At 61.0% G+C, this 22053-nt stretch carries 22 protein-coding genes; 12 read left to right on the forward strand and 10 right to left on the reverse strand.

Features of this window, described 5'->3' with window-relative positions:
* Positions 1-11: 11 nt before the first annotated feature.
* The 8 genes from B5F27_RS10450 to B5F27_RS10485 all read right to left on the reverse strand — a co-directional run bounded on the left by B5F27_RS10450 (position 12) and on the right by B5F27_RS10485 (position 4941).
* A complete protein-coding gene (locus B5F27_RS10450) occupies positions 12-689 on the reverse strand; it encodes a DUF2815 family protein (RefSeq protein WP_071433470.1) in 678 nt (225 codons plus the stop codon).
* Positions 690-708: 19 nt separating this feature from the next.
* Positions 709-1311, reverse strand: a complete 603-nt coding sequence (locus B5F27_RS10455) for a hypothetical protein (RefSeq protein ID WP_071433472.1) — start codon at positions 1309-1311, stop codon at positions 709-711.
* Positions 1304-2536, reverse strand: a complete 1233-nt coding sequence (locus B5F27_RS10460) for a DUF2800 domain-containing protein (protein ID WP_087367366.1) — start codon at positions 2534-2536, stop codon at positions 1304-1306. Before B5F27_RS10460 ends, B5F27_RS10455 begins: the two co-directional genes overlap by 8 nt.
* Positions 2537-2547: 11 nt before the next feature.
* Positions 2548-3075, reverse strand: coding sequence for a hypothetical protein (locus B5F27_RS10465; protein WP_087367369.1), 528 nt, complete (start codon positions 3073-3075; stop codon positions 2548-2550).
* 97 nt (positions 3076-3172) lie between these two features.
* A complete protein-coding gene (locus tag B5F27_RS10470) occupies positions 3173-3838 on the reverse strand; it encodes a lytic transglycosylase domain-containing protein (protein ID WP_071433478.1) in 666 nt (221 codons plus the stop codon).
* A gap of 12 nt (positions 3839-3850) precedes the next feature.
* The gene (locus B5F27_RS10475; RefSeq protein ID WP_087367373.1) at positions 3851-4438 is read right to left on the reverse strand and encodes a hypothetical protein; all 588 of its coding nucleotides are present in this window, start codon (positions 4436-4438) and stop codon (positions 3851-3853) included.
* Positions 4439-4451: 13 nt separating this feature from the next.
* On the reverse strand, positions 4452-4658 hold the full coding sequence (locus tag B5F27_RS10480) for a hypothetical protein (RefSeq protein WP_071433482.1): 207 nt from the start codon (positions 4656-4658) through the stop codon (positions 4452-4454).
* A gap of 40 nt (positions 4659-4698) precedes the next feature.
* Entirely contained in the window at positions 4699-4941 is a 243-nt protein-coding gene (locus B5F27_RS10485; protein WP_087367377.1) for a hypothetical protein, read from the reverse strand.
* Positions 4942-5130: 189 nt separating this feature from the next.
* Here B5F27_RS10485 and B5F27_RS10490 point away from each other — a divergent pair, with 189 nt between their 5' ends.
* From B5F27_RS10490 to B5F27_RS10500, 3 genes are read left to right on the forward strand one after another with little or no spacing between them, the layout of a single operon-like run.
* Positions 5131-5499 (forward strand): DUF3796 domain-containing protein, encoded by a 369-nt coding sequence (locus B5F27_RS10490; protein WP_087248736.1) that lies wholly within the window; start codon positions 5131-5133, stop codon positions 5497-5499.
* Positions 5486-5680 (forward strand): helix-turn-helix transcriptional regulator, encoded by a 195-nt coding sequence (locus tag B5F27_RS10495; RefSeq protein WP_087248738.1) that lies wholly within the window; start codon positions 5486-5488, stop codon positions 5678-5680. Before B5F27_RS10490 ends, B5F27_RS10495 begins: the two co-directional genes overlap by 14 nt.
* 34 nt (positions 5681-5714) lie before the next feature.
* The gene (locus B5F27_RS10500) at positions 5715-5918 is read left to right on the forward strand and encodes a hypothetical protein (protein WP_087367380.1); all 204 of its coding nucleotides are present in this window, start codon (positions 5715-5717) and stop codon (positions 5916-5918) included.
* Positions 5919-5969: 51 nt separating this feature from the next.
* Here B5F27_RS10500 and B5F27_RS10505 read toward each other — a convergent pair whose 3' ends face one another.
* Positions 5970-7538, reverse strand: a complete 1569-nt coding sequence (locus B5F27_RS10505; protein WP_242962163.1) for a peptide ABC transporter substrate-binding protein — start codon at positions 7536-7538, stop codon at positions 5970-5972.
* A 375-nt stretch (positions 7539-7913) separates the two neighbouring features.
* Here B5F27_RS10505 and murD point away from each other — a divergent pair, with 375 nt between their 5' ends.
* The 3 genes from murD to B5F27_RS10520 are packed head-to-tail and all read left to right on the forward strand — an operon-like array spanning position 7914 to position 11344.
* Entirely contained in the window at positions 7914-9308 is a 1395-nt protein-coding gene (murD, locus tag B5F27_RS10510; RefSeq protein ID WP_087367385.1) for a UDP-N-acetylmuramoyl-L-alanine--D-glutamate ligase, read from the forward strand.
* Complete coding sequence (locus tag B5F27_RS10515) at positions 9305-10072, forward strand: GNAT family N-acetyltransferase (protein WP_087367388.1); 768 nt, start codon at positions 9305-9307, stop codon at positions 10070-10072. Before murD ends, B5F27_RS10515 begins: the two co-directional genes overlap by 4 nt.
* A gap of 9 nt (positions 10073-10081) precedes the next feature.
* On the forward strand, positions 10082-11344 hold the full coding sequence (locus B5F27_RS10520) for a methionine gamma-lyase family protein (protein ID WP_087367391.1): 1263 nt from the start codon (positions 10082-10084) through the stop codon (positions 11342-11344).
* A gap of 71 nt (positions 11345-11415) precedes the next feature.
* On the opposite strand, the gene B5F27_RS10525 is transcribed toward B5F27_RS10520, so the two are convergent.
* Positions 11416-12336 carry an AraC family transcriptional regulator gene (locus tag B5F27_RS10525; RefSeq protein ID WP_087367394.1) on the reverse strand — a complete coding sequence of 307 codons (921 nt, stop codon included), beginning with the start codon at positions 12334-12336 and terminating at the stop codon, positions 11416-11418.
* 110 nt (positions 12337-12446) lie between these two features.
* On the opposite strand from B5F27_RS10525, the gene B5F27_RS10530 reads away from it, so the two are divergent.
* From B5F27_RS10530 to pheT, 6 genes are all read left to right on the forward strand, one after another.
* On the forward strand, positions 12447-13631 hold the full coding sequence (locus B5F27_RS10530; protein WP_087367397.1) for an MFS transporter: 1185 nt from the start codon (positions 12447-12449) through the stop codon (positions 13629-13631).
* 138 nt (positions 13632-13769) lie between these two features.
* Complete coding sequence (locus B5F27_RS10535; RefSeq protein WP_087367399.1) at positions 13770-14726, forward strand: GTP-binding protein; 957 nt, start codon at positions 13770-13772, stop codon at positions 14724-14726.
* A gap of 241 nt (positions 14727-14967) precedes the next feature.
* Positions 14968-16302, forward strand: coding sequence for a hemolysin family protein (locus B5F27_RS10540; protein WP_087367402.1), 1335 nt, complete (start codon positions 14968-14970; stop codon positions 16300-16302).
* Between the two features lie 197 nt (positions 16303-16499).
* Positions 16500-17834, forward strand: a complete 1335-nt coding sequence (gene aspS, locus B5F27_RS10545) for an aspartate--tRNA(Asn) ligase (protein ID WP_087367405.1) — start codon at positions 16500-16502, stop codon at positions 17832-17834.
* Between the two features lie 397 nt (positions 17835-18231).
* Positions 18232-19254 carry a phenylalanine--tRNA ligase subunit alpha gene (pheS, locus tag B5F27_RS10550; protein ID WP_087248758.1) on the forward strand — a complete coding sequence of 341 codons (1023 nt, stop codon included), beginning with the start codon at positions 18232-18234 and terminating at the stop codon, positions 19252-19254.
* 18 nt (positions 19255-19272) lie between these two features.
* A complete protein-coding gene (pheT, locus tag B5F27_RS10555) occupies positions 19273-21684 on the forward strand; it encodes a phenylalanine--tRNA ligase subunit beta (protein ID WP_087367408.1) in 2412 nt (803 codons plus the stop codon).
* Positions 21685-22053: the final 369 nt, after the last annotated feature.

A 22053-nucleotide genomic window follows, 5' to 3' on the forward strand; every position in this document is an offset into this window, starting at 1 on the left:
AGTGGGCCTCCTTACATGGGCTGACCAGTGATGGGGTTGATGCCGTTGCCGCCGTTCCAGGGCGGCGTGTTGGTGGGGATGGCCCCAGCGTGGCCGGTGTACGGGGTGCCGGGTACGGGAGCAGCAGGGGCCGCCACAGGGGAGGCACCGATGCCCGCAAAGTCAGAGGCGGCAGATGCCTGGCCGCTCAGGGGCTCCCCGTCACGGGTCTTGAGGACATTGCCCAGACCACAGCCCACGCCCTTGTTTCCGCTGTTGGAGTAGCCGAAAAAGCGGATGGTCACACGGCCATACATGCCGCTGTAAATGTCGGAGGGGGCCAGCTCACAGTTGATGTTGTCGATGCCCACCACCTGGGGCTTGTTCTTGGTGCTGGCGGTGATGACCCAGTGGCCCTTGCACTCATCGCCAAAGGGCACGCCGGATTTCCGCACGCCGTCCCCATCCCAGACAGGGATAGCCATGATGGGGGGCCGGGCACCGTTCCACACCTTGGTCAAGGCCTCCTGAGCGGCGGCGTTGATGGCGGCATCAATATCTGCCTTGGTGGCCGTGTCCGTCTTGGGGATGAGCAGGGTGACGGAATACTTGGGCTCACCGCCCTGCTGGGCGGCCCGGGGGGTGGTCAGGTTGCAGTAGGAGAGGCGCACCTCTCCGGTCAGCACTTTCATGGGGTCATTCTGATACATAGTCCTTGATCTCCTTTTCTTAATTCATTGGGTGTTTCGTATCACGGGCATCTGCCCAGATAGACTGGATTTTCGCCCAGCGGTCATGCCGGGCCTTGGCGGCCCTGACCTTGCGGGTCAGGCGCTTGTTGTTCTTGGTTATCTCCGCCACTTCCTTTTTGGGGAGATAGCTCTTGAGGTATGTGGTGCTGCGGTAGTTATCCACATACTCTTGAGAGGCCAGTTTCCAGGCCTGTTTGCTCTCCTCCACAATGTTCTCCAGATAGGCGGTCAGCCGTTCAACGGCCTCAGCGTTGGCCCAGGTGTCAGAGAGGATGAGCTTGATGAGCTTTCGGATGTTCGTGACAGGCAGGTCCAGCAGTCGGTCCATGTAGATGTCCGCATGGAATGTGTCCGCCTGCATGGAGATGAGTGTGTCTGGGTCCGTAAACATGGGGCAGCTTTCACAGCGGTCCCGGTCAGGGATGGCGGAAATGTAGCTCCTGGGCTCCGCCACCTTGTAGCTCACCGCTTTCTTGCAGCAGGGAGCCACCGGGTAAACCGGGTCATGGTCTTTGAGGTCCGCAGGAGTGAATGGGTGGAGCCTTGGCCGGGCGTGGGCGCAGGTGTTATATTTAAGCATCGGATGCCACCCCAGCAAAATCAGCAGCGGCGAGGGCATAGGCCTCCCGCTTGTCAGAGGCCGGGGCAAGGGTGGGCTTGCCCAGGGGCTTGGTCACAAAGCTACCAATTTTCTCCGCAAATTCTTTTTTGCCCATGAGTTTCTCCAGCTCAGAGAGCGTCTTGGGCTTACGGTCATAGACCAGGGCCTCATCATATCCAGCGGCAATGACGGCCTGGATGGCGGCGTCCTGGTCGGTAAAGGTCCGATTGCTCCGGCCCGCCACCAGTTTCCAGCCAGGGATTTCCTTGCCGTTTTTCAAAGCCTCCGTGGCGTATTCCTCCAGGTCTTTGTACCATTGGACAAGGTGAGCCCCACGCTCCAGCAGATCGCCAATCTCAGCATCCGTGAGGAGCGGGGGCGGCGTGCCGTTTACCACCCCACCGGCAGCAACATGGGCCTCCGCCTTTTCTTCCCATGCTCCGGCAGGCACACAGTCCTTGAAGTCCTCCAGGGCGGTGTTGACATTGGCACGGGCCCGGCATTGGGCCTTGCCACGGCAAAAGCGGCAATGGTCACCGGGAACAAACTCACCCAGACCGGAAAAGGCCCGCTGGGCGATGGGCTTGATGCTCTCGCCCCAGGCCCTCAGCTCCTCCACGGTGATTTCATCCGTGGTGTAGCTGTCCAGCCGGGGTTGGTCAATGGTCATGCGGACCCGCTTGATGGTGTCACCGAAAACGGCGGCATAGCGCCGGAGCGCTCCCAGGGCGTAAAGTTTCATTTGCGGATTGCCCACAGCAGAAACCGGGACGCCCTTGCCGTGCTTGTAGTCGGTGATGCTCAGCAGATCGCCGCCGATGATGCAGCAGTCACAGGTGCCAAAGCCCTCCGGCACATAGTCCGAAAAGTCCACCCGGACCTCCACGGCCACGGTGGGGGCGCTGTCATAGTCCATGACCTGCTCCGTGATGTGCTCCAGGTAGAGGTCCGTGGTCTTGTCCATCTCCGGGTCATAGAGGGGGTTTTTCTTGAGCTTATTGAGCCGGGTGTTGTAGGTCCGGGTGCTCATCGGGGTGCATTTCTTGAGGACCTTGAGCTCACCAATGGCGTGGGCCAGGCGGCCCTCCTCCGCATATTCGCTGGTGTTCTCCGGCAGCCCCTCCTCAAAGCGGGGGGCCGCCGTACACTTGAGCCAGCGGGAGGCGGAGGAGGCCGAAAGCAAAGCGTGTTTCTCAGGAGGCATGGGGCACCTCCTTAAATCTGGGCGCCCAGGCCCCGGAGCTCCGTGGCAAAAGCACCATACTGCTCCGGCTTGAGCTGGGTGACCGCCTGCACGCCATAGCGGCCCAGGAGCTCCAAAAGCTGAGGCATCTTTCCGGCGTCAACCAGGGAGGCACCAGCCCGGGAGATTTGGTCCAGGGTGTAGGTGGGGGCTCCCGCAACAGGCACAACGGGGGCGGGGGTGTTACCAGGGGCGGCAGATGTCGGGCCAGCAGTCGGCGCATTGGTCACAGGCGTGGGAGAGGGGCTGGGGGCCGCCACAGGGGCCGCCATAGTGGGCGCAGGTCCCGGGGTAGGGTTTACCGGCGCAGAGCCCACAGGGGCCGCCACAGGGGCCGCCACAGGGGCCACAGGGGCGGGCGTAGTGGGATAGGCGGAAACCGGCAACGGCTCATCCGGGATGAGCAGCGCCGGGTCCGGGCCGGAGGCGATGGCCTCAGCCAGTTTCAAGATAGAGGCGGCCAGATCGGGAGCCTCAACGGTGATTTTCATTTCCATCATGGATGTCATCCTCCTTTGCGTTTTCTTGGCAGTCACATTTCTCTCCGGGGTCCAGGTTGGCCCCACAATAGGGGCAGGTCCAGTAATACGGCATGGCTCAGTCCTCCAAAATGCTTGTCCAGTAGTCAAAGCGGTCCATGACCTTGATGGAGTGCTCCGTGTGGTATGTACCAGAGGCCCACAGCTTTTGAGCGCCGGAGGGGCCGCAGTTGTAGGCCATGATGGCCATTTCCGGGTCCCCGTAGGCGGTGAGGTAGTCGGAGAGGAACAGGACACCGGCCTCAATGTTTCCGGCTGGTGTCATGGGGTCAATCCCTTGCTCCAGGAGCCACCCATGATTGACCTTGTTGATTTGCATGAGGCCATAGTCATTGGTGCTGCTGGCGGCATCCGGGTCAAAGCGGCTTTCCACATCGGCCACGGCCAGCGCCAGAGCGTATGGGACGCCGTACTCCTCACAACAGGCCTGCATGGTCACCTGGAGGTCATAGTCCAGGAGGTTGCCGTCTGTCACTATGTCATCCCGCCAGAGGACCTCCTCCGTGGAGGGGGTCACGCTTGGCTCATCGGCGGGCTCCGGCGTGCTGGTGCTTTCCAGGACCGGCTCCGGGAGAGTGGGGACCGCTTTGTCAGCGGCCCTCACCCCCACGCAATAACCAGCGGTGAAAATGGCGGCGCACACCAGCGCCAGGATGATGACCGGGCCATAGTTGCGGCGGTGTTTCCGCCTGGCAGCTCCCCGGGTGGTTTCATGGGTGGCCATGGAGCTCACCCCTTAGCTGTTGATGCGGCGGAAAAGCTCCTCCGCCAGCTCACGGATGCTGTACTGTTCCAGGGGGTTGGTGTCCTCAACCTCCACGGTGAGGGAGGAGGGAATGAGGAAAGCGGGGCGGGACCCGTCGGAGTAGTCGCAGCCGTTGCCGCCGATATCGCCATCGGAGTTCAGGCCCATGACCCAGGTTTCATCCTCATTGACCTTGGGGGTGCTCCAGGGGGTGACGGACCACTCAAAGCGCTCCGGCAGGGGCAGGATGTCATGGTACTTGCGGAGCTCATCCAGGGTGAGCGGGGCCACCTTGCACTCACAGGTGCCGTACTCTTTGGAGCCGTTGAGAGCGGTGAGGTCCACGGTGCGGGTGATGATCTCATCGGGGTTGCCGTCCGTGAGGCTCCGCAGGTAGGGACCATTGAGGTGGGCCCGCAGAGAGCTGGCGGCAAAGTTGTTGGTGCTGCCAAAGGCGTGGGTCATCTGGTCCAGGTGCAGCATGAGGGTGCCGTCCTTGCGGTGCTCCAGCACCAGGCAGGGCTCCCCGTGATAGTCCACGGTCTTGCCGGTGGCGATGTTCAAAACAGGGGTTTTCATTGGTATGTCCTCCTTATTGTTCGGTTTCGTCCTCGTCATCGTCCCCGGAAATGTCAATGAGGCTTTCCGCCTGGACGATGATTTCAGAAACAATCTGGCGGATGGGCAATCCGGTCTTAAAGCGGAGCCGCCTGACAACTTTCTCCGCCTCCGGGGTGAGCCGGACGGTGCCGATGCACTCATCGGTGCTGGCCCGTGTCCTCAAAATAATGGGTTTCATGGTGTGCCTCCTTTGATTTTGTGAAAAGCGGGTGCATCTCTTAGCGGCTCTGCTTTCCCCGCCGCTCAAGTTCCTGCTGCATCCTGAGCTGGGCAAGGGAGGCGTCATATTGCAATCGTTGGTCAGGGAGGCGGTCCCCGGAGCGGCCCCGGCGCAGTTCCGTGTAGAGAGTGGACAGGGGGACCTCCAGGGCGGTGGACATGTCCTTGACCGCCATGCCTTGCTCCCAGAGCTCCTGGAGCTTTTGCCGGGCCTGGAGAGTGGCGAAAGCGTAGCTTGCCATGATTTCACCTCTTTTCTGGCATAAAAAAATTAGCTTGCGGGGTGCCATGTATTTCTACATGGTCCCTGCAAACTAATCTTAGTGGTTGCCGGTGCAGTTATGTACACCCTGCTTGATTGACAACTTTTGTGTCGTGTGGTATATTTATAACATGAAGAGCGAAAAATACCACATTGAGGAGGTTTTGTCATGAAATCGAGATGTTATACCGAAGGGCTGCTGGGGTTTTTGTCCCTGTTGGGCTTTGTTGGGATTTTTACAGAACACCGCGCCTTTCTGGCGTTCTTTGCCTTCGCGGTGGATTTTCGGTATTTTTTCCTCGCTTCGGATGAAATGCTGAAGGAATACATGAACAAATCGGCGGCCCGGGCGTTCTACTGGGATATGCTGGTGACAGGCTGCGTGGCGGCGGTGTGTATGCTGCGGGGACTGCCGGCAGGGGAGGCGCTGCTGTATGGCATCCTGTCCGGCTGGGCGGCCGCGGTGGCGGTGCAGGCGCTGTCGGTTGCCTACTATCAGATGAAAGAAAGCTGGGGGCTGGGGCATGATCCGGAATAAAATCAAGGAGTACCGGGCCCGTTTCAACATGAAGCAGGAGGACCTGGCCAATCTGGTGGGCGTCCGGCGGGAAACCATCGGCAATCTGGAAAAAGGAAAGTACAACCCCTCCCTGGTTCTTGCGTGGAACATTGCCAAGGTGTTCGGGGTGACCATTGAGGAAATTTTTACGGTGGAGTGAGAAGATGGGAGGTGTTTGCGTGCGGCGGCTTTGGATGTTTTGGCTGGTTCTGGCGGTGCTGCTGTCGGTGGTGATGTGCGCTGTGGTGGGCTTTGCCTACAGCGATATGCTGTGGGGGATTCGATACGCCGGCTATAGCGCCCCCACTGGCGTAGCATTCCTTTACGCTGTACCGTTTCTGGCCGGGATCGCCCTCTGTCTGGCGCTGGCCTTTTTCAGCGGACAAAAGAACCATTAAAACAAGAAAAACAGCTTCACCTCCCGGCGGGGTGAAGCTGTTTTTGATGTGTTACTGTTTGGTGGTCCAGGTCAGATCCAGCACAGGGCCGTAGGGGTCAAACACCAGACCGTCCACGCCGTCGGCCAGCAGCAGGCGCTTTTGCTGGGCAAAGAGGGGAACCACGGCGCAGGATTCCAGCAGATGCCGCTCACACTGGGCCAGCAGTTCACAACGGGCGGAGCTGCTGGCGGCCGCTGCACTCTGGGCCAGCAGGGTTTCGTAGGTGATGTCGTCGTAATGGCACAGGCCGTCGGCAGAGAAACTGCGCAGCACCGTGTAGACACTGCCGTCGGTGCAGGTCGCCGGGGCGATGGCGATGGTGTAGTCGCCGTCGTCCATCCGCTCCTGAAAATCCTCCTGGGGAACTTCCTCAATGGAGAAGAACAGGGACAGCTCCCGCTGCCAGACGCTGTTGATGGCTTCCACCGCCTGGGTCAGGCCGGCCTCTTGGGGGACCAGAACCGTAATGCCCATCAGGTCCGAGCTGGACACCGTCTGCCGGGCCGCCCGGTAGAGATTATAGGCGTTGCCCAGCGAGGGAATGGGGTCCCCGGCGGTCTCCCGGTAATCCACACTGCCCACCGTCAGCCCGTCGGGAATAAGACCGGTGGCCGTGGCATAAATGGTGGTGTTGACGGTCAGAGGCATGGCCTGGCGCGCCGCCGAGGCCAGCGCCTGCCGCAGCTCGGTGGAGGAGAGGGCGGCGTTCTGGGTGTTGAACAGAAGGCACCAGGTGGTGTCGGAATAGCTGAGGGAACGCAGGCTGGTGGCTGCGTCGGAAGTGTCCAAAACAGCGGTGCACCGCTCGTTGAGGATCAGATCCTCGGCGGACTGGACTGAGCCGGTGTTCTGGACCAGACGCAGAGAGTCCACCAGGCCGCCGCTCACATCCCGCCGCAGGAACAGGCCGCCGGAAGTCCAGTTGTACAGGTAAAAGCTGCCGCTGGAGAGGGTGGTGTCGCTGGTGAGGCCGTAGCTGCCCCCGGTGCTCAGGAAAAATTCCTCGTCGCAGGGCATGGCGCCGGGCAGGGCCAGCTTGTGGATGAAATCGTCGTCCGGCTCAGACAGGGTGAACACCAGAGTCAGGGTGTCGGTGGCGGTGACCCCGATTTTCTCGGGGCTGATCAGCCCCGCCAGGGCCATGTCCGCCCCCTGAATGGCCGAAAACTCCACCGCATAGGGGGAGCGGGTCTCGGGGGAGAACATCCGCTGGAAGGCGTAGACAAAGTCCTCGGCGGTGATGGCATAGGTGGTGGTTTCGCCGTTGGTGGCCTTGTAGGTCAGGCCGGACTTCAAATAAAAGGTGTAGGTCAGCCCGTCGGCCGAGACCTTCCAGCTCTCGCAGAGGTCGTTTTGGGTCTGGCCCTCGGCGTCCAGCCGCACCAGACCGCCGTACAGGTTGGTGCAGGCGATCACGTCCTCGGGAGCAGAGGCAATCTGGGGGTCAAGGTTGGCGGGGATCTCATCCACAAACCAGGTGAAGCTGTTGACGCCCGATCCCTGGGTACACCCGGTCAGGGGCAAAAGCATAACCACGGCAAAAACGACGGCAAAAAAACGAATCAAGGTGCGTTTCAAGGCGAATGTCCTTTCTGTATCTCCAAGTGCTGTGCACTGAAACTCTATGTAACCGGCCCGGCGAATATCCCCGGAAGTCTGCCGGCAGGGGAAAAGATGCCCGGGCGGCCGGGATACGGCGGCCCGCGATGGCATAAAGAAAAGCAGGGCGCCGGGGACGACGCTTTGGGAAGAAAAGGCGCAGGCGCGTACCCACGCCGAAATCCTTCCCATACTGCTCTGGGTCAAGTGTAGCAGAAACGGTTTGAAAAGACAACAGGCTTTTGCGCCTTGTTTTGGGATTTTCGTTGCCAAGCGGGGCGAAAAGGGATATAATAGGCCGTGTGTCTGAATTTCTGACAGATAGGGGGCGGCTGCCCCCGGGAGGATTTGGTTATGCAGAAGGAACAGCAGCAGCTTGCCGCGCTGGTGCGCGGGAAAAAGGTCGCCTTCATCGGCGCAGGCGTCAGCCACAAGACCCTGATTGAAGAGTTTGTGGGCCTGGGCGCCGAGGTGACCCTCTGTGACAAGAAGAAAACGGTGGAGGAGTTCGGCGACTACGCCGACACCATCCGCCGGCTGGGCATCCATCTGAGCCTGGGCGAGGGCTATATGGATGGATTCAAGGGCCAGGACATCATCCTGCGCACCCCCGGCTTTGAATATTACCAGAAGCCCCTTCAGGACGCCATCGCAGCAGGGACCATGGTCACCAGCGAGGTGGAACTCTTCTTTGATTTCTGCCCTTGTGAGATTGTGGCGGTGACCGGCAGCGACGGCAAGACCACCACCACCACTCTGATCAGCGAGTTCTTCAAGGCGGCGGGCCGCCGGGTTCACCTGGGCGGCAACATTGGCGCGGCACTGCTGCCCATGCTGCCCGACGTGTCTCCCGACGACGTGGCGGTGGTGGAGCTGTCCAGCTTCCAGCTCATCAGCATGCGCAAGAGCTCCAAGGTGGCGGTGGTCACCAACGTGACCCCCAACCACCTGGACCACCACAAGGATATGCAGGAATACATCGACGCCAAGCGGAACATTCTAATTCATCAGGTGCCCCCCTGCCGCGCCGTCCTGGGCTATGAGAACGACATCACCCGCGCCATGCAGGCCGACTGCAAGGGAGAACAGGTCTGGTTCACCCGCCTGCACGAGACTGATAACGGCGCTTTCCTGCGGGAAGACGGGATGCTCTGCATGGCCGAGAACGGGGTGGTGACCCCCTTCCTGGCCCAGAAGGACGTCAAGCTGCGGGGCCTGCACAACATCGAGAACCTGCTGGCCGCCGCGGCTGCCGTATGGGGCCGCGTGCCGGTGGAGGCCATCCAGAAGGTGGGCAGCACCTTTACCGGTGTGGAACACCGGATCGAGCCGGTGCGTGTGCTGGACGGCGTCACCTATTATAACGACTCCATCGCCACCAGCCCCACCCGCACCATTGCCGGCCTGCGGAGCTTTGACCAGAAGATCATCCTGATCGCCGGCGGCTACGACAAGAAAATCCCCTATGAGCCCCTGGCTCCCGAACTGCTGGCCCACGTCAAGGTTCTGGTCCTGATGGGCGCCACGGGTCCCCGGATTGAAAAGGCAGTGCGGGAGGAGCCCGGCTTCGCCGAGAGCGGCCTGGAAATCCTCCACGCCGACAGCATGGAGGACGCAGTGGCTCTGGCCCGCGGCGCGGCAAAGCCCGGCGACATTGTCAGCCTGTCGCCCGCCAGCGCATCCTTTGACGTTTACCCCAACTTTGAGGTCCGGGGCCGTCACTTCAAGGAGATTGTGAAGGGGCTGTGATTGCCCGCATCAGCACCCCGGCAGGAAAAAAGCGATTCCGCCGCGCCTGCCGGGGCGTGCCTTGTCTCGAAACCCTGCTGCCCATGGAACAGGCCCTCTTTGGCCGCAGCCAGCCCGGCCGGTTCTATGCCGGGCCGTCTCTGGCCATGGACATCGGCGGCCCCGATGTTCTGGCTGCCGGCGGCGCCAACCCGGAGGAACTGGCCTCGTTTCTGGGGTTCTGCGGCTGCCGGTCCCTCATCACCGACGGTCCGCCCCCGGCGGGATGGAGCCCGGCCGAGCCGGTGTACTGCTTTGCCCTGGCAGCAGGGAACCGGCTGCCCCTGCCATCGGCGGAGGAAAGCCTCTGGGCCCGCCTCCGGCTGGACACCGAGCCCCCGGCGGGGGCGCTGGCCCGGTTTCTCTACCCGGACCAGACCCAACAGCGGGAGGACTACTATTCGGCCCTGTGCACCAAGCGGAACCGGGGCCTGGCCCGGGTCTGGGCCCTGATGGACGGGGAGACCATCGCCGCCACCGTGGGCGCTTATGCCATCTGGGGCGGGAAGGCTTATCTGGCCTGCGGATGCGCCGCGGAATCTCTGCGGGGCCGCGGCGTGGGCGGGCGGCTCATTGCCTCCCTGGCCAATACCCTGGCCGCGGAAGGGCTGGACGTCAGCCTGATGTGCCGGCCTGAGCGGGTCCGTTTCTATCAGCGGCTGGGGATGGAACAGATTGGGGTCCTGACCCGCTGCCAGCCAAACCAAATTGGAAAGGAAAACTGAACATACCCTATGCTTGAACGCTTTTTTGACTACAAGCCCGAGGTCCTGGCGCTGGACCAGAAGGCCATGGAACTCTGTGCGCCCTATTTCCGCCAGGCGGAGGAAGTGCGGGACTTCAACCAGCTGAAAATGCTGCGTGCTTTCGCCGATAACCAGATGTCCGCCACCGATATGCTGGGTACCACCGGCTACGGCCTGTGGGACACCGGCCGGGCCAAACTGGAGCAGATTTTTGCCCAGGCCATGGGCTGTGAGGACGCTCTGGTCCGCAGCCAGTTCATGAGCGGCACCCATACTCTGGCGGTGGCCCTGTTTGGCCTGCTGCGGGCAGGGGATACCCTGCTGGCTGCCACCGGCCGCCCCTACGACACCCTGGAAGGGGTCATCGGCATTGAAGGGAAGGGGAAGGGCACCGGCACCCTCACCGACTACGGCATCCAGTATGAGGAAGTGCCCCTGAAGGAGGACTTCACCCCCGACTACGACGCCATTGCGGCGGCGGCTCCCCGGGCCAAGGTCTGCCACATCCAGCGCAGCCGCGGCTATATGCAGCGCAACGCCTTTGACCTGGAGACCATCCGCAAGGTGGCCCAGGCGGCCCGCTCCACCAACCCGGATATCATTGTCTTTGTGGACAACTGCTACGGCGAGTTCACCCAGACCCAGGAGCCCTGCCAGGTGGGCGCCGACCTGATCGCCGGCAGCTTCATCAAGAACCCCGGCGGCGGCATCGCCCCCACCGGCGGCTATATTGCGGGCCGCCGGGACCTGGTGGAACAGTGTGCCTACCGTCTCAACGCCCCCGGCCTGGGCAAAGAGCTGGGCTGCACCCTGGACACTCCCCGGGAGATGTACATGGGCTTCTACTACGCCCCCGGCGTGGTCTGCGAGGCTATCAAGACCGCCATTTATGCCCAGTGCCTGCTGGAACTGGTGGGCAAAAAGCCGGTGCCCCGCTACTGCGACGACCACAACGACATTGTGACCTGCTTTGATGCCGGCACCGCTGAGGCTCTGGTGGGCTTCTGCCGCGGCATCCAGGCCGCCAGCCCGGTGGACAGCTATGCTGCTCCCGAACCCTGCCCCGAACCGGGCTACACCGACGAGGTGATTATGGCCAGCGGCAGCTTCACCCAGGGCAGCACCATTGAGCTGAGCTGCGACGGCCCCATGCGGGCCCCCTACACCTGCTATCTGCAGGGCGGCCTGAACTTTGCCGCCAGCCGCGCCGGTGTGCTGCTGGCCATCCAGAACGCTTATTTCGCGGAATAAGCCCGGGACCGGCACCCAAAACAGCAAACAAAACGGCAGAGCTGCCCTGGAAAGGCGCGCTCTGCCGCTTTTTATTCGGATTTTTCCCGGCCGCGCAGACGGTATTCCCGCGGGGTGCAGCTGTAGAACCGCCGGAAGTGCTGGGAGAAGTTGCTGGGGCTGTCAAATCCGCAGGACACCGCCACCTGAGCGATGGTGGCGGTGGGACGGGTCAACAGGGCCTCGGCGCCCCGCATGATGCGGTATTTCAGCAGATACTGCATGGGCGGGATGTGGATGGTTTTCTGGAAGCAGCGGAGACATTCCCGCTCGCCGATGCCCGCCGCCCCGGCGACATCCGCCACCGTGATATTGTGGGAAAAGTTTTCCTGCATGAAGGCCAGCATCTGCTGGACCCGGGCCTCGTTCTGGTTGCGGCGGGAGGTTCCGGACTGGTCAAGGCTGTCGGCAAACCGCCGGCAGAGAGCCATGCAGACGGCGGACAGCTTGTCCCGCACCTCGAACTCATAGCCGGGAGTTTTCTGGTCCAGAGCCTGATAGGCGGTCACGAACTGCTGGATGGCGTCGGCCTCGGTGATGGGGTCAAAGACCCAGGCCCGGAATGCGCCGCAGCTGGTGAGAGGGGAGAGGTACTTTTTGGCAAAGGCGGTATCTTTGCCGCCGGTCACCAGGCTGGGACTGAACACCATCGAGCGGATATGGCAGACGGTGTCGGTGCTGCCGCAGTGCAGCACCCCGCTGTTGAAGGCGATGCAGTCCCCGGCGGCCAGGTGATAACACTGGCCCGGGATTTCGGCGGTCATTTCGCCTGACAGGATGTAGATGATTTCCAGATCGTCGTGCCAGTGCCAGGGCAGGGCGCGGTCGGGAGCAGAGGTATAACATTCGGCGTAGCCCCCGCAGGGAAAGTCCAGGGTGCCGTGGGGCTGCAGCTCCCGGCGCTGGGGCGTGATGTTCAGGTAGGGGTTGATGCCGCAGGCTTTCAGACTCATGATGTCCTCCTTTTGGTCGGTTTTTTTATAGTATAAGGCGCTTTTCCGATTGAATCAAGGGGTCTTTGGCTGTATCCTAAATGCGGTCAAATCAATCAGGAGGAAATTGCATGGTACATCTTTTGCTTGGCGTCATTTATCTGGCGTTCATCAGCCTGGGCCTGCCCGATTCGCTCTTGGGCTCGGCCTGGCCGTCCATTTACGGAGAACTGGGGGTGCCGGTGTCCTATGCCGGCATCATCTCGATGATTATTTCGGCGGGGACCATCGTCTCCAGCCTCAACAGCGACCGCCTGACCCACAAGCTGGGCCCCGGCCGGGTGACGGCCTGCAGCGTGGCCATGACGGCGCTGGCCCTGTTCGGCTTTTCCACCGCGTCCTCGTTCTGGATGCTCTGCCTGTGGGCGGTGCCCTATGGTCTGGGGGCCGGCAGTGTGGACGCCGCCCTCAACAACTATGTGGCCCTGCACTACGCCAGCCGCCATATGAGCTGGCTCCACTGCATGTGGGGCGTGGGCACTCTGGTGGGCCCCAACCTCATCAGCTACGCCCTGTCGGGGGGCCAGGGATGGCAGATGGGCTACCGTCTGATCTCCCTGATGCAGCTTGTTCTGACGGCGGTGCTGGTGTTCAGCCTGCCCCTGTGGAAGCGGCAGCCGGGCGCAGGTTCCAGCGGGGAAGAGGAGAAATCCGAGGTCCTCAGCCTGCGGCAGGTGGCTCGCATCCCGGGCGCAAAAAGTGCGGTGCTGGGCTTCTTCTGCTACTGCGCCCTGGAACAGACCGCCGGCCTGTGGGCCGGCAGCTACATGGTGCTTCACAGTGGCCTGTCGGCAGAGCGGGCAGCCGGTCTGGTGAGCCTGTTCTATATGGGCATCACGGTGGGGCGGGCGGCCAGCGGCTTTGTCGCCACAGCCATGGGGGATGTCCGGATGATTCGTCTGGGCCAGTCGGTGATTCTGGTGGGCTGCGCCGCCCTGCTGCTTCCCACCAGCTGGAGCGTCCAGGTGGGCCTGGTTCTGGTGGGTCTGGGCTGCGCGCCCATTTACCCCAGTGTCATCCATGCCACCCCCGCCCGGTTTGGCGCAGGGCGGTCCCAGTCCTTGATTGGCCTGCAGATGGCCAGCGCCTATGTGGGCACCTGTTTGATGCCGCCGGCCTTCGGCGTGCTGAGTGAACGGCTGTCCATCGGCCTGTTCCCGGTCTATCTGCTGGCGATTCTGATTGTGATGGTGTGTGCCAACGAGCACGCCAACCGGGTCACCGGCCTCAGCCCGGCCCGGCAGAGCGCATCCTGAATCCATTTCGGCTCCCGGTACAGGGCGAAAGCCCGCCGGGGGCCTTTTGTTTTGCTGCTGGCCCGGACGGTTGCGTTTTGGCGGAATCCTGTTATAATAGCTCCAGACAACACCAGCCGTTTTGGGAGGCGAACGCATATGATAAAAATTGATCTTATTACCGGATTCCTGGGGGCGGGCAAGACCACCCTGATCCGCCGCTATGCCCGCTGGCTGATGGACCAGGGCCAGAAAATCGGAATTTTGGAGAACGACTACGGCGCCGTCAACGTGGACCGGATGCTGCTGCAGGACCTGGAAGGCCCCCAATGCGACCTGGAAATGATCGCGGGCGGCTGCGACGCCGACTGCCACAAACGGCGGTTCCGCACCAAACTGATTGCCATGGGGATGCTGGGCTACGACCGGGTTTTGGTGGAGCCCTCGGGGATTTACGACGTGGACGAGTTCTTCGACTCCCTCTGTGAGGAGCCGGTGGACCGGTGGTATGAGCCGGGCAGCGTCATCACCGTTCTGGACGCCACCCTGGAGGAAAATCTCTCGCCCCAGGCGGAATACCTGCTGGCCAGCGAGGCGGCCGGGGCAGGCTGCGTGATCCTCAGCAAATACGGCGAGGCCGGCAAGGATAAGGCCGACGCCGTTCTGGCCCGTCTGGACCGCGCTCTGGAGGCTGCAGGCTGTGCCCGGCGGTTCAGCGACGGGAAAGACGTTCTGGCCAAGGAATGGGACCAGATGGACGACGCAGATTTTGCCCGGCTGGCCTCCTGCGGCTGGCATCAGGCCAGCTACCGCAAGCAGAACCTTTCGGGTGCAGAGGCCGGAGGCTTTGAGTCGGTGTACTTCCTGCATCTGGACCTGACCCCGGAAGAGCTGCGCCGCCGGGTGGAAGCCCTCTGGCAGGACCCTGCCTGCGGCCGGATTTTCCGGGTCAAGGGCTTTTTGCCCACCCGGACGGGCTGGCTGGAACTGAACGCCACCCGGGAACATTTCTCTCTCTGTCCCATCCGGGAGGGACAGGAGGTTTTGATCGTGATTGGCGAAGGTCTGGCACCCCAGGCCATCGCCGACAGGCTGGGAGCCGAGCTGCCCGTCTGACATCGTATGTCTTGACATCTCTTCGGTGCTGTGGTATGATTACCTTAATATGTACAGGAAGAGAGGTGTGAAAGTTCCATGGAAGACGGTTCGGATGGGGATCCCCATACGGCAGCCTTTGTTTCTCCACGGCGTGTTATGAATCGGATGAATTTATGAGCATAGTCTGCGCTTGAAATAAGCTGCGGACTGTGCTTTTTGTGTTCCTGCAGATCACGACGAAAGAATGGAGAAAACAAATATGATTGGCGCTTTTATTTTACAAATCGTTCTGATTGCGGTCAACGCGCTGTTTGCCAGCTCGGAGATCGCAGTGATTTCCATGAGTGAGGCCCGTCTCAAGATCCTGGCCGAGGAAGGGGACAGACGGGCCAAGCGGCTGATGGCCCTGACCCGTCAGCCCGCCAAATTCCTGGCCACCATCCAGGTGGCCATTACCCTGGCCGGCCTGCTGGGCGGCGCTTTTGCGGCGGAAAACTTTGCGGACCCCATCGTGGACCTGCTGCTGGGCCTGAATATCCAGGTGCCCCGCAGTGCGGTGCACTCGGCGGTGGTGGTTCTCATCACCCTGGTGCTGACCTATTTCAGCATTGTCTTTGGTGAGCTGGTGCCCAAGCGTCTGGCCATGAAGGAGAGCGAAAGCCTGGCTCTGGGCCTGTCCGGCGTCCTGTACTTTATGTCCAGAATCTGCGCTCCTCTGGTCTGGTTGCTGACGGCCTCCACCAATGGCCTGCTGCGGCTGCTGGGCATCGACCCCAACCAGAATCAGGAGCTGGTCACCGAGGACGAAATCAAGATGATGCTGATGGAGGGCAGCCAGCAGGGCACCATCGAAAACGACGAGAACGAAATCATTCAGAACGTCTTTGATATGAACGACACCACCGCGGAGGAGGTCAGCACCCGCCGCCGCGATGTGGTCTGCCTCTACCTGGCCGACGAAATGGACGTCTGGGCCCAGACTATCCGGGATCACCTGTATACTTACTTCCCGGTGTGCGGTGAGAGCCAGGACGACGTGGTGGGCGTGCTGAACACCAAGGATTATTTCCGGCTGGACGACTTGTCCCGCCGGTCGGTAATGAAATATGCGGTGGATAACCCCTTCTTTGTGCCGGAGGGCATCCGGGCGGATGCCCTGTTCAGCCGGATGAAGCAGGAGCGGAAATATTTCGCCATCGTCATCGACGAATACGGCGGAATGAGCGGCATCGTCACCGTCCACGACCTGATGGAGGAACTGGTGGGCACCATGGACGACGAGGACACCGTCCGCCAGGTGGAAATCCAGAAGATTGGGGAGAACTGCTGGGAGATCCGCGGCTCGGCCTCTCTGGAAGAGGTGGCCGAGGAGCTGGATGTCCAGCTGCCCACCGACGAGCACGAGACCTTCAACGGCCTGATCTGCGGGATTGTGGGCCGTGTGCCCGACGAGGGGGAACAGTTCTCCTGCGAAGGCTACGGGCTGAAAATTGACGTCAAGAATGTCTCCGGCCACCGGGTGGAAACCACCGTGGTGGAGAAGGCGGCCCGTACCCCCGATCTGGAGGAGGACCGCCGGGAAAACGACTTTTAAACGGACAGGGCACGGATGCGGCTCCTTGGGGGCGGGCAGCCGTGCCTTTTCTGCGTTTTGGGGGCGGCGCAAATCCGGTTTGAAACAGGGGAGAAAGATTTTCGCTTGATTTTGCCCCGAAATACAGTATAATAGAGCTGTTATACCAGAGAACGACAACATGACCGCGTTCTGGTCATGGATTGGGGAGGATTGGAATGGATCGAACCTATATTTCCGAAGTCCGCAGCCATATTGGCGAAACCGTCAAGGTGCAGGGCTTTATTGAGAATCTTCGCAGCAGCAAGGCGATGGCCTTTATTGTCCTGAAGGATATCACCGGCAAACTCCAGATCACCGTGGAGAAAGAGGATCACCCCGACCTGGTGGATACCATCGACCAGCTGACCGGTGACTCGGTCATCACGGTGGTGGGCAAGGTGATGGCCAACGACTACGTCAAGATGGGCGGCATCGAGATGATCCCCGAGACCATCGAGATTGAGAGCATCGCCGACGCCCTGCCCATCGTCCGCAAGGAGATCGCCGCCACCAAGAAAAAGAAGGCGGTGGAGCGCTCCAGCATCGACCAGCGGATCGACTACCGCTGGATCGACCTGCGCACCGATGAGAACCAGCTGATGTTCAAGGCCCAGACCGTCATGGTCAACGCCATGCGCAAGTATCTGCTGGACAAGAGCTTCATCGAGATTCACACCCCCAAGCTGATCGCTGCTGCCAGCGAGAGCGGCTCGGAGGTGTTCAAGGTGGACTACTTCGACCGCAACGCCTACCTGGCCCAGAGCCCTCAGTTCTACAAGCAGATGGCTATGGCCAGCGGCTTTGAGCGGATTTTCGAGGTGGGCCCCGTGTTCCGCGCCGAGAAGTCCTACACCAACAAGCACACCACCGAGTTCACCGGCTTTGACCTGGAATTCAGCTACATCAACTCGTTCCGCGATGTGATGCATCTGGAGGAAGAGCTGCTGAAGGCTGCCCTGCAGGCTGTGAAGGACGCCTACGGCCAGGAGATCGAGGAGACCTTTGGCCTGCCGGTGGTGGTGCCTGAGACTCCGTTCCCGGTGGTCAAGCTGGCCGACCTGTACAAGGGTCTGGAGGAGGACTTCGGCTACACGGTGGATGAGTCCGAAAAGGGCGACCTGACCACCGAGGCCGAGCGTCTGAGCTACGATTGGGTCAAGAAGCACTACAACCACGAGTTCCTGTTCGTCACCGACTACGACGCAGAGAAGCGCGCCTTCTATCACATGCGGGACGAGAACGGCGTGCCCCAGGGCTATGACCTGATCTGGCGCGGTGTGGAGATCACCACCGGCGCTCAGCGTGAGCACCGCTACGAGGTGCTGAAGAAGCAGGCAGAGGAGAAGGGCCTGGGCCAGGATGTGGAATTCTATCTGGAGTTCTTCCGCTATGGCTGTCCGCCCCACGGCGGCTTCGGTCTGGGCATCGACCGCCTGACTATGCTGCTGGTGGGCCTGTCCATCAAGGAGTGCATGTTCCTGTTCCGCGGCCCCAACCGCCTGACCCCGTAACAGACCCCGCGCCGAAAGGCTTGCAAAACCCGGCGGTTTGTGTTACTATAAGCAAAGCGAATCACGAAAAACGCGATGACGGAGAAAGTACGCGCTGTGCGCCTGGCGCAGAGAGGGGCTCCACCGGCTGCAAGGGCCCCCGGAGGCAGCAGCGGAGAAGTTCGCTCCTGAGCGGCCCGCGGGAAAGACGGCTTTTGGCCGTCCGGTAGTGCGGGACGGTGTGCCCCGTTACGGCGTTCGAGTGCCGCGCAGCGTCGCACCTGCGCGGAATTTGGGTGGTACCACGGAGTATTTTATGAGGCTCCGTCCCTTGGCTGGCCATTGGCCGCCGGGGGACGGGGCCTTTTTCTGTTCCGTCCCGAAGCACGAGATACTGTAGAAAAAGGAGAGAAAATGTATGCAGGCAATCATTGACGAGCTGGCCAGACAGGCCGAAGCCGACCTGGCGCAGGTCACCTCCAAGGAAACTCTGGCTTCGTTCTGGCAGAAGTACCTGAGCAAAAACGGGCAGGTGCCCGCTCTGATGAAGAATCTGCGGACGGTGGACGCCGCCGAGCGTCCCGCCATGGGCAAGGCCATCAACGAGCTGAAGCAGAAGGTTCAGGCGGATTACGATGCCGCCGCTGTCCGGGTCAACCAGGCCGAGCTGGCCGCCCGCAACGCCGCTGAGACGGTGGACATCACCCTGCCGGCCAAGACCCGCCCCACCGGCGGTCTGCACCCCCTGACCCTGGTCCGCAACCAGATCATCGACGCCTTCGCCGGCATGGGCTTTGAAATTTACGAGGGCCCCGAGATCGAGGACGACGACCACTGCTTCACCCGCTTGAATGTCCCCAAGGATCACCCCGCCCGGGATATGCAGGATACCTTCTACCTGTCCGATGAGCTGCTGCTCCGGACCCAGACCTCCACCGGCCAGATCCGCACCATGGACGCCGAGCGTCCTCCCATCAAGGTTCTGGTTCCCGGCCGCGTCTTCCGTTCCGACTCGGACGCCACCCACAGCCCCATGTTCCATCAGATGGAGGGCCTGGTGGTGGACAAGGGGATCAATCTCTGCGACCTGCAGGGCATGCTGGACGTCTTTGTCCAGAAGCTGTTCGGCAGCGAGGTCCGCACCCGTCTGCGTCCCTCTTACTTCCCCTTCACTGAGCCCAGTGTCGAGGTGGACGTCAGCTGCTTTGAGTGCCACGGTAAGGGCTGCAGCCTCTGCAAGCACACCGGCTGGATCGAGATTCTGGGCGGCGGCGTGGTGAACCAGAAGGTTCTGCGCAACTGCAACATCGACCCCGAGGTCTACTCCGGCATCGCATTCGGCATCGGCATCGAGCGCATCGCCATGCTGAAATACGGCATCAACAACATCGGTCTGATGTTTGAGAACGACCTGCGGTTCCTGGGTCAGTTCCATGAATAAGAGGGAGGATGGGTTAAGATGAAAGTACCTTTCAGTTGGCTGAAAGAGCTGGTCGATATCGACATTACCGCCGAGGAACTGGAGGAGAAGCTCTTTTCCTGCGGCTTTGAAGTAGAGGAGCGGGTGGACCTGTCCGCCGGCATCGACAAAGTGGTGGTGGGTGTCATCACCTCCATCGAAAAGCAGGAGGGCACCCACCTGAGCAAGTGTGTGGTGGACTGCGGCGACTACGGCCACGAGATCCACATCACCACCGGCGCATCCAATATTTTTGTGGGAGCTCATGTTCCTGCCGCCCTGGACGGCTCGACTCTGCCCGGCGGCATCCACATCAAAAAGCGGATGATGCAGGGCTTTGAGTCCAACGGCATGCTCTGCTCGGGCGAGGAGCTGGGTCTGAACGATGATCTGTACCCCGGCTCGGACGTCTATGGTCTGCTGATTCTGCCCGAGGACACCGTCCCCGGCGCAGACATCTGCCCGGTGGTGGGCTTGGATGATTCGATTTTCGATATCTCCATCACCGCCAACCGCCCCGACTGCCAGTCCATCCTGGGCATCGCCCGTGAGGTGGCTGCCGTCCTGAATAAGCCCCTGCACATGCCCGCTACCGATTACACCACCGTATGTGAGCCGGATGCGCCCATTTCGGTGACGGTGGAGGCCCCTGACCTGTGCCCCCGCTATATGGCCCACTATGTCCGCAATATCCGGATGGGCGAGTCGCCCCGCTGGATGAAGCGGCATCTGGCCCTGTGCGGCCTGCGCTCCATCAGCAACGTGGTGGATATCACCAACCACACCCTGCTGGAAATCGGCCAGCCCATGCACGCCTTCGACCTGGACAAGGTGGCAGGCCGCTGCGTTGACGTCCGCCGCGCCCGCCCCGGCGAGAAGATCGTCACCCTGGACGAGAAGGAATTCACCCTCAACGAAAATAACCTGGTGATCTGCGACGCCGAGAAGCCGGTGGCTCTGGCCGGCGTCATGGGCGGCGCCAACTCGGGTATGGATGAGCATACCACCAGCCTGCTGTTCGAGTGCGCCACCTTTGCCCGCGACTCGGTCCGCAAGACCAGCCGTTCTCTGGGCCAGTCCAGTGACTCCTCGGCCCGCTATGAGAAGGGCGTGGACTTCAGCTCGCCCCAGCTGGGCCTGGCTCGTGCACTGCACCTGATCCAGCAGCTGGACTGCGGCGACATCACTACCCTGGAGTTCGACTGCACCGACGGCCGTTCCACCGACCGCAAGGTGATTACCACCACCCCGGAGAAGATCTGCGATGTGCTGGGCATCCGCGTGCCGGATGAGGTCATGATTGACATTCTGACCCGTCTGTCTTTCACGGTGGACGTGGAGAACGGCCAGTGGAAGGTAAGCGTTCCTCTCTACCGCGAGGATGTGGAGGGCTATCCCGACCTGGCCGAGGAGGTCATCCGTGAGTACGGCTACGATCATATCGTGCCTACCTTCCTGAAGACCGCAGCTGTTACCAATGGCGGCCTGAACGATGAGCAGAAGCGCACCCTGAAGGTCAAGCGTCTGCTGGCCGGACAGGGCTTCTATGAGGCTTCCACGCTGGCCTTCTATTCCACTGCGGAGCTGGATATGCTGCATATCCCGGCGGATGATGCGGCCCGCAAGGCCATCCGCATCCTGAACCCCATCAGCGAAAATCTGTCCATCATGCGGACCATGCTGGCTCCGTCCATGCTGAATGTCATCGTGGACAACCTGAAGAAAGGCAATGCTGCCGGTCGTCTGGCAGAGATTGCCCCCGTCTATCTGCCCAAGGAACTGCCCCTGACCGAGCGTCCCCATGAGCGTCAGACCCTCTGCATGGGCGTGTTCGGCCCCGGTGAGGACTTCTTCACCGTCAAGGGCGCTCTGGAGGCACTGGCGGCCTCTCTGGGCCTCAGCTTCACCTATGAGCGGGAGACGGAGACCGCATGGCTCCACCCGGGCATTGCTGCATCGGTTTGGTGCAAGGGCAAGCGTCTGGGCGTCTTCGGCAAGCTGTCCAATGAGATCAACGCCGAACTGAAGATCGCCAAGGATGAAAAGGAAAACCAGAATATCTATCTGGCCGAGCTGGACTATGAGGCTCTGAGCGGCTGCGTGGAGGGCGAACTGCACTATCAGCCCATCAGCCCGTACCCCGTGGTCAAGCGCGACCTGGCCCTGGTCTGCGATGAGGCGGTCACCTGCGGTGAAATTGAGGATACCATCCGCAAGGCCAGCCCGCTGGTCACCGATGTCAGCCTGTTTGATATCTATCGCGGCAAGAACCTGGGCGAAGGGAAGAAGAGCATGGCCTTCTCGCTGGTTCTGGCAGATCCCCATGGGGAAATGGATGCCGAGCAGGTGGAGCGGACCGTCAAGAAGATCCTGGGCAACCTGAAGTATAAGCTGAATATCGAAATCCGCTGATTCCATTTATATAAGAAGAGCCGTCTGTACTGTGTATAGGCGGCTCTTTTTCTGTCCAGAATAGAGTCGGGACGAAAAAATCAAAAAAGTTGGAAAAAGTGCTTGACAAAAGTCGGACTCTGTAGTATTATACTCAGGCGCCCAGCGGAGCGGCTTCCGCGAGAGTCCGAAAGAATGAAAGCACTTCAAAATCACTTGAAAAAAGATGAAAAAAGTGCTTGACAAAACGGACCGGACGTGATAAAATAAACAGGTCGCCGGCCGAGAGGCTGAGCGGACAGGACCTTGAAAATTGAACAATATCGAATACTTGTAACGGAACCTTTAAAGTGTTGGAAACACTTAAAATTCCAAAAAGTAATTCTTACA

The organism is Faecalibacterium sp. An192 (assembly GCF_002160175.1).
In the GTDB taxonomy this organism is placed as follows: domain Bacteria; phylum Bacillota; class Clostridia; order Oscillospirales; family Ruminococcaceae; genus Faecalibacterium.